This window comes from Campylobacter gracilis, from assembly GCF_001190745.1.
GTDB classification, from domain to species: Bacteria; Campylobacterota; Campylobacteria; order Campylobacterales; family Campylobacteraceae; genus Campylobacter_B; species Campylobacter_B gracilis.
This window is the reverse complement of sequence record NZ_CP012196.1, coordinates 921525-937272: the sequence shown is the minus strand read 5'-3', so window position 1 is coordinate 937272 and position 15748 is coordinate 921525. Positions and strand designations below refer to the sequence as shown.

Annotated in this window: 15 protein-coding genes; 14 read left to right on the top strand and 1 reads right to left on the bottom strand. The window is 48.7% G+C overall.

Features of this window, described 5'->3' with window-relative positions; all coding sequences use genetic code 11:
- Positions 1-866: 866 nt before the first annotated feature.
- Positions 867-2051 carry a TRAP transporter substrate-binding protein gene (locus tag CGRAC_RS04835; protein WP_005871786.1) on the bottom strand — a complete coding sequence of 395 codons (1185 nt, stop codon included), beginning with the start codon at positions 2049-2051 and terminating at the stop codon, positions 867-869.
- Positions 2052-2172: 121 nt separating this feature from the next.
- On the opposite strand from CGRAC_RS04835, the gene CGRAC_RS04830 reads away from it, so the two are divergent.
- The 14 genes from CGRAC_RS04830 (at position 2173) to CGRAC_RS04770 (ending at position 15518) form a co-directional block, all read left to right on the top strand.
- Positions 2173-3519 (top strand): FAD-dependent oxidoreductase, encoded by a 1347-nt coding sequence (locus CGRAC_RS04830; RefSeq protein ID WP_005871787.1) that lies wholly within the window; start codon positions 2173-2175, stop codon positions 3517-3519.
- A gap of 312 nt (positions 3520-3831) precedes the next feature.
- On the top strand, positions 3832-5301 hold the full coding sequence (pyk, locus tag CGRAC_RS04825) for a pyruvate kinase (RefSeq protein WP_040304054.1): 1470 nt from the start codon (positions 3832-3834) through the stop codon (positions 5299-5301).
- A 585-nt stretch (positions 5302-5886) separates the two neighbouring features.
- Positions 5887-6585, top strand: a complete 699-nt coding sequence (locus CGRAC_RS04820) for a hypothetical protein (protein ID WP_040304056.1) — start codon at positions 5887-5889, stop codon at positions 6583-6585.
- Positions 6586-6997: 412 nt separating this feature from the next.
- Positions 6998-8233 (top strand): hypothetical protein, encoded by a 1236-nt coding sequence (locus CGRAC_RS04815; protein ID WP_005871793.1) that lies wholly within the window; start codon positions 6998-7000, stop codon positions 8231-8233.
- A 235-nt stretch (positions 8234-8468) separates the two neighbouring features.
- A complete protein-coding gene (locus CGRAC_RS04810; protein ID WP_005871794.1) occupies positions 8469-9899 on the top strand; it encodes a hypothetical protein in 1431 nt (476 codons plus the stop codon).
- Positions 9900-9915: 16 nt separating this feature from the next.
- Entirely contained in the window at positions 9916-10218 is a 303-nt protein-coding gene (locus tag CGRAC_RS04805; protein WP_005871795.1) for a hypothetical protein, read from the top strand.
- Positions 10219-10619: 401 nt separating this feature from the next.
- On the top strand, positions 10620-10967 hold the full coding sequence (locus CGRAC_RS04800; protein WP_040304058.1) for a hypothetical protein: 348 nt from the start codon (positions 10620-10622) through the stop codon (positions 10965-10967).
- A gap of 369 nt (positions 10968-11336) precedes the next feature.
- Complete coding sequence (locus CGRAC_RS04795) at positions 11337-11693, top strand: hypothetical protein (protein WP_005871801.1); 357 nt, start codon at positions 11337-11339, stop codon at positions 11691-11693.
- A 62-nt stretch (positions 11694-11755) separates the two neighbouring features.
- On the top strand, positions 11756-12487 hold the full coding sequence (locus tag CGRAC_RS04790) for a hypothetical protein (protein WP_005871803.1): 732 nt from the start codon (positions 11756-11758) through the stop codon (positions 12485-12487).
- A gap of 68 nt (positions 12488-12555) precedes the next feature.
- A complete protein-coding gene (locus tag CGRAC_RS04785) occupies positions 12556-12981 on the top strand; it encodes an ecotin family protein (protein ID WP_005871804.1) in 426 nt (141 codons plus the stop codon).
- A gap of 16 nt (positions 12982-12997) precedes the next feature.
- On the top strand, positions 12998-13360 hold the full coding sequence (locus CGRAC_RS04780) for a hypothetical protein (RefSeq protein ID WP_005871805.1): 363 nt from the start codon (positions 12998-13000) through the stop codon (positions 13358-13360).
- 3 nt (positions 13361-13363) lie between these two features.
- A complete protein-coding gene (locus tag CGRAC_RS12290) occupies positions 13364-13507 on the top strand; it encodes a hypothetical protein (RefSeq protein ID WP_005871806.1) in 144 nt (47 codons plus the stop codon).
- Between the two features lie 495 nt (positions 13508-14002).
- Positions 14003-14698: a YbaK/EbsC family protein gene (locus CGRAC_RS04775; RefSeq protein ID WP_005871808.1), complete on the top strand. Its 696-nt coding sequence runs from the start codon at positions 14003-14005 to the stop codon at positions 14696-14698.
- Positions 14699-14900: 202 nt separating this feature from the next.
- Positions 14901-15518, top strand: coding sequence for a hypothetical protein (locus CGRAC_RS04770; RefSeq protein ID WP_005871809.1), 618 nt, complete (start codon positions 14901-14903; stop codon positions 15516-15518).
- The last annotated feature ends 230 nt before the right edge of the window (positions 15519-15748 follow it).

Sequence of the window (15748 nt, the reverse complement as noted above, 5' to 3'; positions counted from 1 at the left end):
TAAGCCGTGAAATTGAAGAGTTTTCGCAGGTAGAATTGAATTTTAAAATTTTAAGCCCAACTCGCACAGAATTTTAAAATCGACACGGCAAAATTCCAAGGCTGAGCCCGTCTAGTTTAGCGATAAATTCTAACTAGAGCAGGCTTTAAAAAAAATTGGCACGCAAGCTTTTAAATTCGCAATCGCTTAAAATGAAATTTGACCTATAAAATTTTTTCTAACATGCTTCGTGCCTAATCTACGAAAGACAAAATTTTAAATTCTCATTGCTTGTGATATTTAAGCGTGTAAATTTTAAAATTTTGCCATTTTATTTGAAGTTCACTGCTAACCCGAAGTAAATTTCATTTAAAAGTCGTATCGGCATAAGAGCACCAAAATTTTAAAATGAAAAATTTATGAGCGCTACCGATTTAAAATCTCAGATTAGCGCACTCCGCCAAAGCTCCTCCGCTAACTACGTAAAATGAAAAAGTAAGATTAAATTCTCTCTCGCTCAATGTCGCCCGCAAGCAAGCACGGCGAAATATCAAGCTTAAATAACGCAAAAGATAAAAGAATAAAGCAAAAATAGAAGGGGCTTGGAGCTTGATAAAATTCTAACCTTGTGCGGCGGCAACCGAGCGGCTTTTAAATTGGGCTTTAAACGCAGTGATGCAAATTACGCGCCTTAACTTAAATGCTAAAGCGGCGATAAAATTTCATCACCGTTTTCATAAATTAAAATTTTAAAGATACGCCCGAGCTACGCAGCTGCAAATAAGTAAATCGCCTGCACTTAAGCCTAAATCTCTTAAATCGCCGACCGAATTTAAGCCACTTCTTGGCTTGATGCTAGGTTTTGATACGCGACTTAAAGCGAAGCACTATTTCGTTTGATTATCCTCGTTTTTTGGTGCGGCAGTGCTTGCATTTATCTCGCTGGCTGCGCTATTTACGGGCTCAGGAACAGAGATTTTTTTCACCGAAGCAGTAAAATTCTGCTCGGCTTCAACATCGCCAGTTTTTTCGATATATGTAAAATCACCCATCTTCGTCCACGTTCTAGCTTTAGCTAAAAACGCCTTTTGGCTCTCCCAAATCTCTTTAAAATCGGGATTTTTCTCGCTTTCTTCGGCTAAAATTTCATCCGTCGCCTTGCGAAGCGCACGCATAATCTCAGGCGAAAAAGAGCGAATCTGAACGTTCGGATATTTCTTTTTGATCTCGTCCCAAATTATTACGTTTTTATAAAACGTCTCGTTTTCTGCGTATTCGCGCGCCTTTGCGATCGAAGCCTCTAGGATATTTTGCAAATCCTTAGGAAGCTTCTGCCAAGTTTGTAGATTTATCACGATCTGCTGCTCGCTAGCGGGTTCTTGCCATCCCGTATAATAGTAATTTGCGACCTTATGAAAGCCTAGAGGTATATCAAAGCTGGGGCTTGCCCACTCGACCGCATCGATGGTACCCATCTCTAGCGCCATATATAGCTCACCTACCGGTATCGTAGCGACTGCGACGCCAAGGCGGCTCATAACCTCTCCGCCAAAGCTTGGAATTCTAAATTTAAGCCCTTTTAGATCATCTAGCGTATTAATCTCTTTTTTAAACCAGCCACCCATCTGCATGCCGCTATTTAGGATATTAAAGACCTTTAGATTACTTTTAGCATAGAATTTATCCGCTAGCTCCTTACCCCCGCCAAAGTAATACCAAGCGTGCTGTTCGTCTTTCGTCATACCAAAAGGCACCGTCGTAAACAGCATATTCGCGCTATTTTTGCCTTTATAATAGTAACTCGCAGTATAGCCTAAATCGTATTGTCCATTTTTAACCATGTCATAGATTGCAAAAGGCGCTTTATGCTTGCTAGGCGCGTCAATGCTGATTTTTAGTCTGCCATCAGACATACTATCTGCAAGATCTGCCATACGCTTGGCGACATCGCCTACGATAGGCATACTAAGCTCGTAAGTCTGAGCTAGCTTGAGGCGATAAACTTTCTTATCCGCGCCCCACAGCGACGTGGCTATAATCAAACTTAATCCGACAAGAATCGATTTTTTCATATACTACTCCCAAAATGAAATGGTGCGAATTTTATATAAAATCATCTAAATTCACGCTTTTATAACTAGCTTTTAAGCGAAATTTTCGCACAATTGCAACCAAATTCGATAAGGAAAGGGCATGCAAGAAAGACATTACGACGTAATCATCATAGGCGGCGGTATAACGGGCAGTGCGCTAGCGTACGTGCTGGCAGAATTTAGCGGGATCGAAAATATTGCTCTACTTGAAAAATACGAAGGGCTTGCGACGCTAAATTCTAAAGCCAGCGCAAACTCTCAGACGATTCATTGCGGCGACATCGAGACCAACTACGATCTGCAAAAAGCGACCGAAGTCAAGCGCAAGGCGGATATGATCGTGAAATATTGCCAAAAGCACGGATATGAGAATAAATTTTTATTTCAGGGGCAGAAAATGGCTCTTGGCGTGGGCGAAAGCGAGGTAGAGCTAATTAAAGAGCGCTTTGAGAAATTTAAAGAGCTTTATCCGTATCTGCAGCTTTTTGGCAAAGAAGAGCTCAAAAAAATCGAGCCTAAGCTAGTTTTTGACGGGCGCGGCGAGGAGCGAGCGGAGGATATCGTAGCAATGGGCGTGCAATCGGAAGTTTACACGACGATCGATTACGGCGCGATGGCGAATTCCTTCGTGCAAAACGCTAAAAACGTGGAGGGCAAAACCTGCGATCTATACCTAAACACCGAGGTGCAAAACATCACTAAAGTAGGCGATAAGCTCTATATCCGCACAGCAAATAGACTCTCGCTAAGCGCTGATTTCGTAGTCGTAGATGCAGGCGCTCACTCGCTGTGGCTAGCGCACAAAATGGGGCTTGGGCAGGATCTTAGCACGATTTGCATCGCGGGCAGCTTCTATCTAACCAAGCAAAAGCTTCTAAACGGCAAGGTTTACATGGTGCAAAACCCAAAGCTTCCATTTGCCGCGCTTCACGGCGACCCCGATCTTTTGGCAGACGGCTGCACGAGATTTGGTCCTACCGCACTTACGATGCCGAAGCTCGAGCGCTACAAGGGCTGTCGTTCGGTGCCGGAATTTTTTCAGTCATTAAATTTTGACATGGACGTAGCCAAGGTCATTTGGCAAAATTTTGGCGATAGCGAGGTAAGGGATTTCTTAATCCGCAATATAGGTTTTGAGATACCGATTTTAGGCAAAAAGCTTTTCGTAAAAAATGCGCGCAAAATCATACCTAGCATCCGCGAGGAGGATATTTACTATGCCAAGGGCTTTGGCGGCGTGCGCCCGCAAGTAATCTCACACTCGCAAAAAAAGCTGCTTTTAGGCGAAGCTAGAATAGGCGAAAATCCAGGGATTATCTTTAATATGACCCCAAGTCCCGGCGCTACGAGCTGCCTAGGCAACGCACTTCGCGACGCAAAAAGTGCCTGCGAATATTTAGGAGTGAGCTTTGATGATGCAAAATTTGACGCGGAAATGATGCAATAAAGAGGAATTTTTAAATTTCGCTCGGGCAAGAATTTTGAAATTTTACTTCGGCGAGGATTTTAGAATTTTGCTCGCGCTTTACGTATATAGGGAATTTTAAAAATTTCATTCAAACGCGAATTTTTAGAATTTAACCTGCACCGCAAGCTATGAAATTTTAAAATTTCGCCGTGCCTTGGAATTCTAAAATTCTCTCGCGCCATAAAATTTTAAAATTCCTTCGCCTAGCGAATTTTAAAATTTAGAAATTTCAAAATTTTGCGCAAAATTTCGCCTAATGCGGCGATAAATTTTAAATTTAAAGGAGAAAAGATGCTTAAAAAAACTAAAATCCTAGCGACCATCGGGCCCGCAAGCGACAGCGAAGAGATGATGAGCGCGATGGTAAAGGCGGGCTGCAACGCCTTTAGGATGAACTTCAGCCACGGCACGCACGAGTATCACGAGGCAAATTTAAACAAAATTCGCGCCGTAGAAAAAAGTCTGGGCGTGCGTGTAGGCGTCTTTCAGGACATCAGCGGCCCAAAAATCCGCGTCGGCAAACTCGAGGAAAATTTCAAACTAAAAACGGGCGATAAGATCACCTTCCTTCCTCGCGAAATCATCGGCAAAAAGACCGCCCCGGGCGAATACGAGCTGTGTATCAACCACCCTGAAATTTTGCCGCTGATGAAGACGGGTGAGTTTATCTACCTCTACGACGGCTCGATCCGCGCCAAAGTAGTCGCGGTAAGCGAGCAAGGCGTGCAAGCAGTGCTTGAAAACGACGGCTTTTTGAGCTCGAATAAGGGGGTGAACTTCCCAAACACCCGCCTAAATATCGACGTCATCACGCAAAAAGACCTCGCGGATCTGCGCTGGGGCGCGGCGCACGGCGTAAATTTCGTAGGCATCTCCTTCGTGCAGTCTCAAAACGACATCCTGCGCGTGCGCGAAATTTTAAACTCGCTGGGCTCAAAAGCTAAAATTTACGCCAAGATCGAGAAATTCGACGCGGTCGAAAATATAGAGCAGATCATCGAGGCAAGCGACGGCATAATGGTCGCGCGCGGAGATCTGGGCATCGAGATGCCGTTTTATGAGATCCCGCGCATCCAAAAGCGCATCATAGCGTTAGCCAACGCCCGCTCAAAGCCCGTCATCACCGCCACGCAGATGATGCTTAGCATGACCGAGCACGAGCGCGCCACTAGAGCCGAGATCAGCGACGTCGCAAATGCCGTGCTAGACGGCACCGACGCCGTGATGCTAAGCGAGGAAAGCGCTATCGGCAAAAACCCCGCAGCCGTAGTCGCCGCGATGAGCAAGACGATCCGCGAGACCGAAAAGATCTATCCTTACGATAAATTTAACGATTACGACTTCTACGACGAGACCGATATGATCACTTCAAGCACCGCAGCGCTTGCCGCAAGGCTGGGCGCGGGCGCGATACTTTCGATCACGGGCTCGGGGCGCTCGGCGATCAAACTCGCACGCAACCGCGCCAAAATCGACATCATCGCAATCGCGCACGACGAGCAGACCGCGCACGCGCTAAGTCTCGTGTGGGGCGTAAATCCCGCGATGGTTAAGGAAAAAACGAGCATCAACTCGCTGCTCGCACGTATCATAAGCGAGGCTCTGCAGCGCGGGCTCATCGAAGAAGGCGGCACCTACGTGATGACGGCGGGCTTTCAAAGCGGACATCCGGGCAGTACCGACTACATCCGCATCATCAAAAAAGATCAGATCGATTTCTACCGCGACGCGGCAGAAACGGGCTTTGAAAGTAAAATTTAAAGCGTAGCCAAAGACCGTAAAGTCAGAGGCTGCAGATAAATTTAATTTCGCTACGAGATTACGAGCAGCAACGTCGCGTTTATGTCGTGATATAATTTGCTAAATTTAATTCCATTGCGAAATGACGGAGCAGTATTTTCTAGCAACTAAAACTTTGGTGGCGCTTCGGTGGCTTTATTTCGCGCATATCAAGAACCAGCACGAGAACACTTATGCCTTTGATTTCATGGCTTACCGCGGACTGGCAAATTTTCTTGTGCGATACTGCACGGCGCGCCACGACCAGTTTATAGCCGCATTCAGCGATAAATGACTAGCATACGATGCTTAAAAGAGTAAAATTTTAAAATTTTAGTAAGGCTTCGAGCGATTTCATACGATCTAAATTATAAGCTAAATTTTACGACTAGCAAGGCTTAAATTCAGCCGCGTAAAGCGTCGCGTTGAAGCCGAATCAAAAGAAAATAGAGCTGCTGCAAAAATTAAAATTCCGCAAAAATATATTCGTTAAAAATCAAGCTCGCGCTCTTAAATTTAAGGGTATAATTACGAGGAAATTTACAAAATTTAACCGAAGGAGAGACCATGAAAAAATTTCGCTCATTGCTGCTCTGTGCGGCGGCTGCGACTTTGAGCGCCCAGGGTGAGGATAAAGTAGAAAAAATCACTTCGATCGACATCTATATTTCGCCGTTTTATTCGGCTAAGGAGGGCAAGCCCGAATACGTGCACGTTTACGAGCCGATCGACGATCTGTTGATGAAAAACGACGTGGCGAGCCTAAAAAAGGCGATCAAAATTATCGAAGACGCCCCGGATATGGTCGCTCCGACCACGCTGATGACGGTCGCTGCGCGCGCTTATGATCTAGGGCTTAAGGACGATGCGGTGTTTTGGTTCTACGCAGGCAAAAATCGATTCCTAACCTTCGCTCGCGTCATCGACATCAAGGACGAGATGTTTCGCCAGACCGAGTCCGCGAATGCGGCGTTTTTACAGCTCGTCGGCAACGTGGTAAATCCATACGCATTCTGCGATCTCGCTAAACAGCGCGATGCGGCGGCACGCGCTAGGGACTGGGTCAAGGCGCACCCGTATAAAGCGATATTTGATGAGAAATTTCCGTCTCGCTTCGTAGATCGCGCCGCCGCGCTCAAGGCAGCCGAGGACAAAATGGACGCCGCGCTACTTAGGCAGGACGAGTTTTTCGCAGACCCCGCTAAAAAGGCGGACTTCCTAGCCAAGCGCAAAGCAAATAACGCGGATAAGCGCTTCTGCGATTAGTATCGCCTAATCAGCGGCACTCTTTAAAAACCGGCATTATTTGAAATTTTGAGCTGCCAAAAATTTAGTATTGCATTTTTATCTCCTCAAACGGATCTGCGCGTGAATTTAAAATTTTATTACGTAGAATTTTATCACTAACGGCACGCAGTGAAGCTTTGATATAAATCAGCCTAGATCTGTTTAAAATTTAGCAGAAGCTCGCACGCAATTCTATTTCGCATAAATTATATCGACAACTAACGCAAAATCAGATCAAAATATTACTAAAATTCCAGCAGTTTGGCGACGTAAAATTTCACCGCTACCGCCTAAAAATCGAAGTTTTTTAAATTTAGCCGCGCGGCGAAATTTTATCCGTTTTTATATACGAACATTATATAATTATCAAAATTTTTTCCAAGGAGAGAGGATGAAAAAGCTCGCTACGATACTTGCGCTGCTCTGTGCGGCGGCGTTTGCCAAGGAGTATGAGTATATGGTGCAAAGCATGAGCTACAGCTCACTCGGACAGCGCAAGGAGAGCACGCATCTAAGCTACGACGCGGCGGCGCGCAAGCTAGAGCAGGTAAGAGATACGAACTCCTCGGACGGCCTGGGCTCTAGCTACAAAGAGATCAGCTACTTTGACGAAAAGGGGGATATGGTTAAATTTGAAGTATTTGGCCTCGATCTTAAAAGCGGCAAGTGGAAAAAAATAGAAGACTACACGGAAAGTGTCAAAGACGGCATCACGACGCGCGAGAGCAATTCGATAGCGGATGATGGCACGCGCAATGCCAGCAAAACCGTCTCCAGCTACGACGGCAACGCGACCGAAGATGTGCGATATAAGCTTGCAAAGGGCAAATGGCAGAAAGAGAGTATGAACAGATCCGTAAAAAACGCGTGGGATAAGGAGGAGCTTACGATAAGCTTCAAATGGGACGGCAAGAGCTGGCAGCCCAAAGATAAGACCGAAATTTTCTACGACGGCTCAGGAGAGATGAGCGGATACGTAACCTACGAGTTTGCAAATGGCGCGTGGCAAAACAGCGAGCGAGAGATGCTTAACGGCGATCGAAACGGCAGCTACGAGCAGATCCGCAGCACTTTCCAAAACGGCGCATGGCAAAACGCGACGATGAGCAAGCACGAGCTGGATGCCGCAAAGGGCGAGGAGATCGTTACGAGCTTCATCTGGAACGACGAGAAGCGCGCGTGGGATAATATGAGCAAACAGACCGCTATCAAGAAGGGCGCGGATCTTAATATGACCTCTTATCTGTGGGATGAGCAGCTTAAAGATTGGGTCAAAAGCTACTCAAACGGCGAAATTTACGATAAATCGGGCGAGCGCCCGCTCGTGCAAAGCCACGAATCAAATTCCAGTAGCGGCAAATACGTCTATAGCTACGACAAGCACGGCAGCAATACCGCGATGGATATCTACAAACTCGACGCGAGCGGCAAATGGGTGCAAACCGGGCGCTCGGAGGCCACTTACGATACCCAAATCCCGGCTGATAGCGTGGGATACGGAGCCGCGCTGATGATGTTTGAGATGCCTAGCATCTACGCGATAACGAGCTTTAAGGAATTTAAGCTTAAAGACGGCAAGTCCGAGCTCATAACGGAGCAGACGTGGAAATATAAAAAGATAAAGTAGCGTTTGAAGATGCGCAGGTAAAATTTCGCGGCTAAATTTTATCTGCGCGATCTACGAGTGCTGCGCGGTTAGATTTAGCAGGTGCGGCGTCGCGTTTAAATTTGACAGGCGTGGCGTCGCGCGAACGTCGCGGTTAAATCGGCGCTATTTATGCGGACGCGGCGTTGCGCGAGCTTTGCGTTTAAATTTAGCGGACGTAGCATGGATTAAAATTTAGACAATAAAAGGAGCGGTCATGAGAGGTGTTTTTAAAATTTCACCCAAGGATGCGGCAGATTTTGCGGCGGCAAATTTAAAGGCGCGAGCGATTATTTCGGCGGGTGCTTTTGGGGTGCAGACGGCGGTTTCGGCAGACAAGCTTCGGGCGCGGACGGCAGTTTTAGCAGGCTCTATTTTGGCGGCGACATTAGCGCTCGCGATGCCTGCGGGCGCGACCGAGGCGGCAGCAAAACACTCGGCGGCGAATAAAATTTGCCTGCAAAAGACGAGCTATAAAACAGAAGGCGGAGCCGTGCCGCGCTATGAATATGAAGTGAGCCAAAACTACGACGCCAAAACCCGCCGCTTAGAAAAAATTTACAGAAAAAGCAGCGAAGAGGGAGCGTCCGTATCGAAAAGCTTTAGCAAATTTGACGAAAGCGGCGAGCGCGAGATCGAAAATGTCGAATACGACTGGGACGCGAATACAAACAAATTTCGCGAAACGGCGATAAGCAAGCAGGAGATCGCAAAGGACGGCTCAAAAATTTATTTCAGCCTGCAAAGCAAGGACGGCAAGCCATACGATGGGGAAAAAGTCGTCGAAAAGCGCGAGGGCAAAACGGAAATTTTGCAAAATTTCACGCTAAAAAAGGGTAGATGGACGCCGACATACCTTACAAAAAGGATTGTCGATGAAAGCGACAGAAACAATTTCGTATCGACCTATGAATGGAACGCCAAAGCGAAAAAATGGATGCCGTACGAAAAATCGATATATCACTACAACGGCGACGTTTACACGGGCTCCGAAGGCTACGCGTGGCGCGACAAATGGGTACCGCTTACAAAACATACCGTCTTTACGGCCACGGACGGGACGCGCAGCGAGATAAATTTTGTGTGGCGCGACGGCGCCTGGGGGCGCGATGAAAAGATCTTGCGCAAGATCGAGCCCAAGTATAGGCGCTTTAGCGAGCTAAGATCGCGCTGGGACGCCGCAAAAAGCGAGTGGAGAGAGTACTACAAAAACGTGCACGAGGAGACCGAGGAGAGCAGGCCTCTACGCGAGCAAACCGCGCTTTGGCGGGAGGAGTCGCAGCGCTGGGAGGTCGTGTTTGAAAACGAGTTTAGCTACGACGCGAGCGGCAACGTGATAAAAAATCGCACGGCCTCCGACGGCAAGCAGTACGAGTACATCTACGACTACGACGAGGCGGGCAATAACATCTCGATCATCCTGCGCGAGCCTGATGAGAGCGGCAAATGGCACGAGACGCAAAGGACGCAAAACGTCTTTGAGCCTGAAATTTTAGCGCGCGACGTCCTGGATCGCGGCTTCATCGGCGACTACATAGCTACGGGCGAAAACGCGATCAAAAGCAGCAAGCAGTATTTTCTAAAGGACGGCGAGTATAAGCTAAACGAAACTCGCGAGTGGGTTTACGGAAAGTGCGAGCCGCAATAAAATTTTGGAAAACCTCATGAACGAGCCTTATATCGTTAAAATTTCAGATAGCGACGCGATGATGTTCGGCTGCGAAGCGGACGAGAGGGTGCGCGAATTTGCCGCTAAATTTGACGGCTGGGAGTACGAAAGCGAGTTTGAGCGGACCAGCTATCTGCTCGGCACGGACGTTTTTATCGAGGTCGCGAGCGAGGAGAGCTTAAATGAAGGCACCTTACGCGCTCAAATTCCAACAGAAAAGGCTTTGGACGCTGACGGCGGCACGACCTTTTTGAGCCTGCGAGAGTGGGACGGCAAGGGGCATTCGCGCAAGCGATGAAATTTTACGCGCCATCAGCGAGGACGGGGACGGCGGCGCAGCGTATCTGCTCCTTAGTCCAAGACATATCGCCGCAGAGGAGCTGCGAGGCGCCTTTGCGGACAAGCCGCCGCAGGAATTTGCGAGCATTACCCGTGGCCTCGAAGCCAAATACGATTGCAAAGACCGAATGCTCTGCTACGTCGTTTGCTATTTTACGCCGAGGGGCAAAGAGGGGATGCGGGCGGACTTCGGCGTCTGAATTTAAAACGCGGCGGATAAATTTAAAATTTGACCGCGCAGCGCGCTTGCGCCGAATGGCGAAGGTTTTATCTTGCGCGTAAGACCTGCGCCGTATGGGAGCAAGTGAAATTTTAAGCGACGAAATTTAAACCGCCGCGACTAGCGAAATGGGAGACGAAATGATAAAATCCATAAAATTTGAGGGCGAGAGCATCGAGGAGCTGGAGGTTTGGTACTACGCCCCAAAGCACGAACATAGCGCGGCGGAGTTCGCGCAGCAGTGCGGCAAGCTCGTGCGCGCGGACTTTGGGCTCGCTTCCCTTTACGAGATAAAATTTGAAAAATTTACGCCCTGCGAGCCCGATGATTTTATGAAAGAGCGTATAGCGGCTGCTTTGAGCGCGGCGGCTCTATCAGACGAGCCTCGTAATTTCGCAATGGGCGGCGAGAACGACTGGGATTGGCAGGAGTGCTCGTTTGAGGCGAGCGGACAGCGATTTCTACGTATCTGGGCGACATCGGCTTGATAAATTTAGCCCCGCTAGCGGGCTTTGAGGCGAAGTGCGAGTTTTTAAAATTTAAAGTTTCAAGCGGCGCATACCGTCGCGCCGAAACGCATTTCATCAAGCCCTAAATTTTAAAATTTCGGTCGCGAGCTTTCGGATTTTAAAATTTAAACGACGCTGGGCTTTGAGGTGCAGCGCGAATTTTGCGGCGCGATAAAATAGCAGCGCAAACGATAAAAAACGGCGCTCGCTAAGTAGAATTTTATAAAAGTTGAATGCGGCGCGCCGTATTTAGGACGCAAAAAGCTTAAACGAGCTTAGGGAGTAAATTTCGATCTAAATTTAGGCGAGGTACCAAAAATTTTAAAATTTAAATGCAAGGAGTGAAAAATGGATGTTTTGCAGAGTTTCGGGCGAGAGTATGTGCGGCAGCTCAGAGACGGGTCGCTGGCGTGGTTGGACGGGGTCATGAACGGGCGGATGAAAGGAGCGCGATGCGAGCGACTATATGCATCGATAGCGGACTTTTCGCCGCAGCAGAGGGAGACGCTAAGGACGCTTTGCGCGCATCTTACCGATCACGTCCTGCATGAGACGCTAAGCTTTTTCGAGCAAAGCGAGCGCTGGCGGCTTGTGGACGAGGCGGGCGAAAATCTAGCCGAGCTCTCGGACGGGCTTTGCGGCGAGCTCTACGGCGAGGACGGCTGGATCGAAAAATTTAGCGGCTATCCCGCAAGCCTAAAATAATGCCCTACGGATTACGTGCCTGAGCGCCCTACTCTGAGCCAAAATTTATTTGAAGGGAAGATATGAAAAACCTATTTCTAGCCGCGCTTGCGGCATTAGCGCTTAGCGGCTGCGCGAGCTTAAAATGCGGCGCAAAAGACGGACGAGACGTCGCCGAGATCGACGTGCCCGAAGATGGCTGGACGAGATACCTAGACACCGACGGCGAGGTCAAGGAGGTCGCGTTTTTCACGGCGTTTTTCTCCAAGCAATTCCGCCCGCACCCAAAAGAGGGCGAAAAGATCGGCTTCGTGCTTACCAAAAAGAGCGGCGAACGCATACCGATAAGGCTCGGCAATATGTATAAGGCGGCAGACGGCGCATTTTCGCTCGCGGATCTGGACGCGGAGGCCGGCGTATGGGGCGGAGCCCGGGAGCTACGAGGAGCAAAACGGGTAAAATTTTATAAATTTCAAGAAGGCGGCGTCAAAGTAACCGACTATGAGGCGCAAAGAGGGCTTTGCGAGGCGTTTTACGCAGGCGAAAAGATACGCGTCAAAAGCGTGCTAAGCCGCCACGCGAGCAAGGCTGGCGAGGCTAGCGGCGAAATTTCCGCCGTGCAGACGCAGGGCGAAATATCGCGCAACGCCGTCAAGGCTTTAAACTCGCGCGAAAAGCCCTCGCCGAAAAGCTCTAGCAAAAATTTAGCAAACAAAAAGAGTGCCGCGCAAAAAACCGATAGCGAGGCGTTAAAATCAGAGACGGAGGCGCTAAAAAACATCATCTGTATTATAGGAAAAAACGAAGTCGATTAAAATTTCAGACTAATGAGTAAAAATTTCGCTAAAATTTTGAATAAAAATATCTTTTCAAGGAGCAAAAAATGAGAAAAAGCGTATTTTTCTTTTTGTTGCCGCTGTTTTTATTCGGCGGCGAGGCGCAAAAGCAGCTAAACGTCTTTCAGCTAACGCCGTCAAAGATGCCGCCGCAGCAATTTAAAGTCGAAGCGATCTTTTCGAAAGAGATCAAAGCCGATTGCAACGACGCGTATCTGATCGGCGGCAAAATAGAGCAAAAAGAGGGCTCGGACGGGCTTTATTACGAGTTTAGCGGCGGCGATGAGCTTGCTCAGACGCTGATGCTCTGCGACGGCAAGAAGCAAAAGAGGCGGATCTATTACGAGCTCACGCATCCATTCGCCTACGACGGTGGCGAAATTAGAATTTTGGCGCCCAAAGACGTCAAGGTCGAGCTTAAAATTTACGAGCTCGTAGAGAGCAAAGAGCCTAAAATCCGCAAGATGAAATGATTTTGCAGGAGTGTTAATGCAAAAAAGCGGATTTGCAAAGGCTCTGTGCAGCGACGCGCGGAGCGCAAAGATACCGAGCGAGCACGATTTTTTCGCACCGCTCATCGGCGATTGGGATATATGGTGGACGGACGGTCTGCAGAGCGGCACGCCGCGCGAAGTCAGAGGCGAGTGGCTCTTCGCGCGAGTTTTGGACGGATCCGCGGTGCAGGACGTGTTTATCGTGCCCTCGCGCGCGCAACGGCTCGCAAATCCGCAAGCGGACGCCGAATACGGCACGACGATAAGGATTTATGAGCCCGCAAACGGGACGTGGGATATTTTTTACGGCTGTGTCGGCACGGCACTTCGCCTAACTGCGCACAAGGAAGCGGAATAGATCGTGCTCGTGCAAAACGGCGAGGGGGCGATGCGCTATCTCTTTTCACAGATGAGCGAGGCGTCGTTTTCGTGGCGGAAGGAGCTGCGAAGCGATGCGGGGCTCTGGCAGGTCGTCGCGCGGGTGCGTGCACGCAGAAAAGCCTAGCCGCCTGCAAATGAGATATACGGTCCGCTTTTGAGACCCGCCGATAGATGTCCGCGCCGCAGAAAAGCCTAGCCGTTCGCAAACGAGCTAGCTAGCCGAACTGCGCGCAGAAAATTTAACCGCCATTTTTAAAAACCAGGCTACGCCTTTGCGTAAATTTTAATCGCGAAATTTTGCTGCATCTGTGCGCAAATTTTGCGTGCGGTAGAATTTCATCGCACTTTTGCGTAGATTGCGTCCGTAAAATTTAGCAGCCCTCCTTTTCTCGCCTGTGCGCCAAAATTTAGCGCCCTTGATCTGTACATCGCAATTTAGCGAGCCCTAGCCTATCCGCTTTTTAAATTTTAAAAATTTAGCCGTAAAATGCGCGACATACATAGCTCGCGCGGCGGCGGCCAGCATTGCGCCGGTGAAGGCGACAAGGCTGCAAAATTTGGCGCCGATGCGTCGTTTGGTTAAAATTTTAGTATAATTTCGCAAAAACAAGGAGAGAGCATGTCAGAGAGAATTTTTGAAAGCCTAAAAGAGCTTTTGACGCAGCAGGGGGCGTGCTTCCGCCTCGTAGCTCACGAAAGCGCGGGCACCTCCGCCGAAGTCGCCAAAATCCGCGGCACGCAGCTAGGTCAAGGCGCAAAGGCGCTGGTTTGCACGATCAAGGGCTTTAAGGACGGGCAAATTTCTTTCGCGCAAAATTTAAATTTAGCGGATAACGCGCAAAACCCCAACGCTTCCTGCGTTGCGAGCGCTCAAGGCTGCGAAAATGGCGCCTGCGCGGGAAATTTAACTTTAACCGCCGATCAAATTTGCGCAAACGTGCCGCAGCAGCTGAAGCTTCCTAGCGACAAACCCGCGGGCAGAAACGGCAGGATCTACGTCCTAGCGGTCTTCGCAGCCGATCACAAAACAGATCTAAAGCGCCTGGCACAGGGGCTCGGCGGCACGAAAGCATCGCTCGTAAGCCCCGATGAAGTGGGCGATCTCACGGACTGCGTCATCGGCTCGGTGCCGCCCTTTAGCTTCCACGACAAGCTGCTGCTAATCGCCGATCCGTCGCTGTTCGGACGCTTTGAAGAGATCGCTTTCAACGCGGGCTTGCTCGATCACTCGATCATCCTAAACGCACAGGATTACGCGCGCATCGCAGCTCCGCACATTGTTAGCTTCACCGAAAAGGCTACGGAAGGCGAATAGCCGCGCATCGTCCGTTTCACACAAGAACAAGAGGACTCGGATTAAATTGGCCCAAAAGCAAGGGCAGAATAGAAAAAAAGACGGCTAAGGATGGCTGTAAAAGCGGCGCTTTGATTTTTGATCTTTTTCTTCATATTAAGGCTTTAAAATTTGCAGTATGATTAGGAGAAAAGGGATCACGACCGAAACAAGGGGGAATGCTATGAAGAAGGTGTGGATATCTTTGCTGTGCCTACTTGCGCTATGCGGCATGGAAAATGCCGCGGCTAAGGGAGACGATGCGCCGCGGCTAGAGATTTATCAGAGTATGAAATATATTTACGACGATCTACCGATCGCGCAACTGCCAATGCGCTATCCGGGAGAAATTTCGCCCTTAGCGGCTATCGATAAAAATTTACTTGATAAAAATGAGCTGTTTTCGTTCGCAAAGAAGAATTTTTTAATCGACAATCTAAGCGCGTATCGGAAGAGGATCAAAGACATAAGAGCTTGTCGTTTGCCCGAAAAGAGCGCTAAAACAATTCTGCTAAGGCTTTATCTGATGGATTTTCAAGATAGCGAACGCGGGCACGAATACGTTTTTATGTGCCTTTTAAACGACGCATTTCGCATAAGCGATTGTCGCGAAATTTACGCCGATTACGTGCACTGCGGTAAAAGCAAGCCGCCGATGCGCGCCAAGCAGGAGTTTGTTATCGACGCCAATTTACGCTGCACAGTAACAACGCACTACTATACTTTAGATGCCGGTAAGGAGCTGCACGGAAATACCTGCGTGCACGAAATAAAAAACGGCGCGATCGTTACTAAGGATTAAAATCCGAGGCGATTTTGCGAGATGTTTTTGGCCGTAAATTTCATAGGCAGAGCCGTAAACTGAGACGTGAATTCGCTCTATCTATGAGCCACGGCTATTTCAAATCGCGATAAAATAACGCTTAAACCGAGCCTTGAATTCGTCACATTGATGAGGCGCTGTTTCGAGCCGCGCCAAAACGGCTCGTAAATCTTAAGTGCGCTGCAGGCACCATGCCAAGATGCATCGCC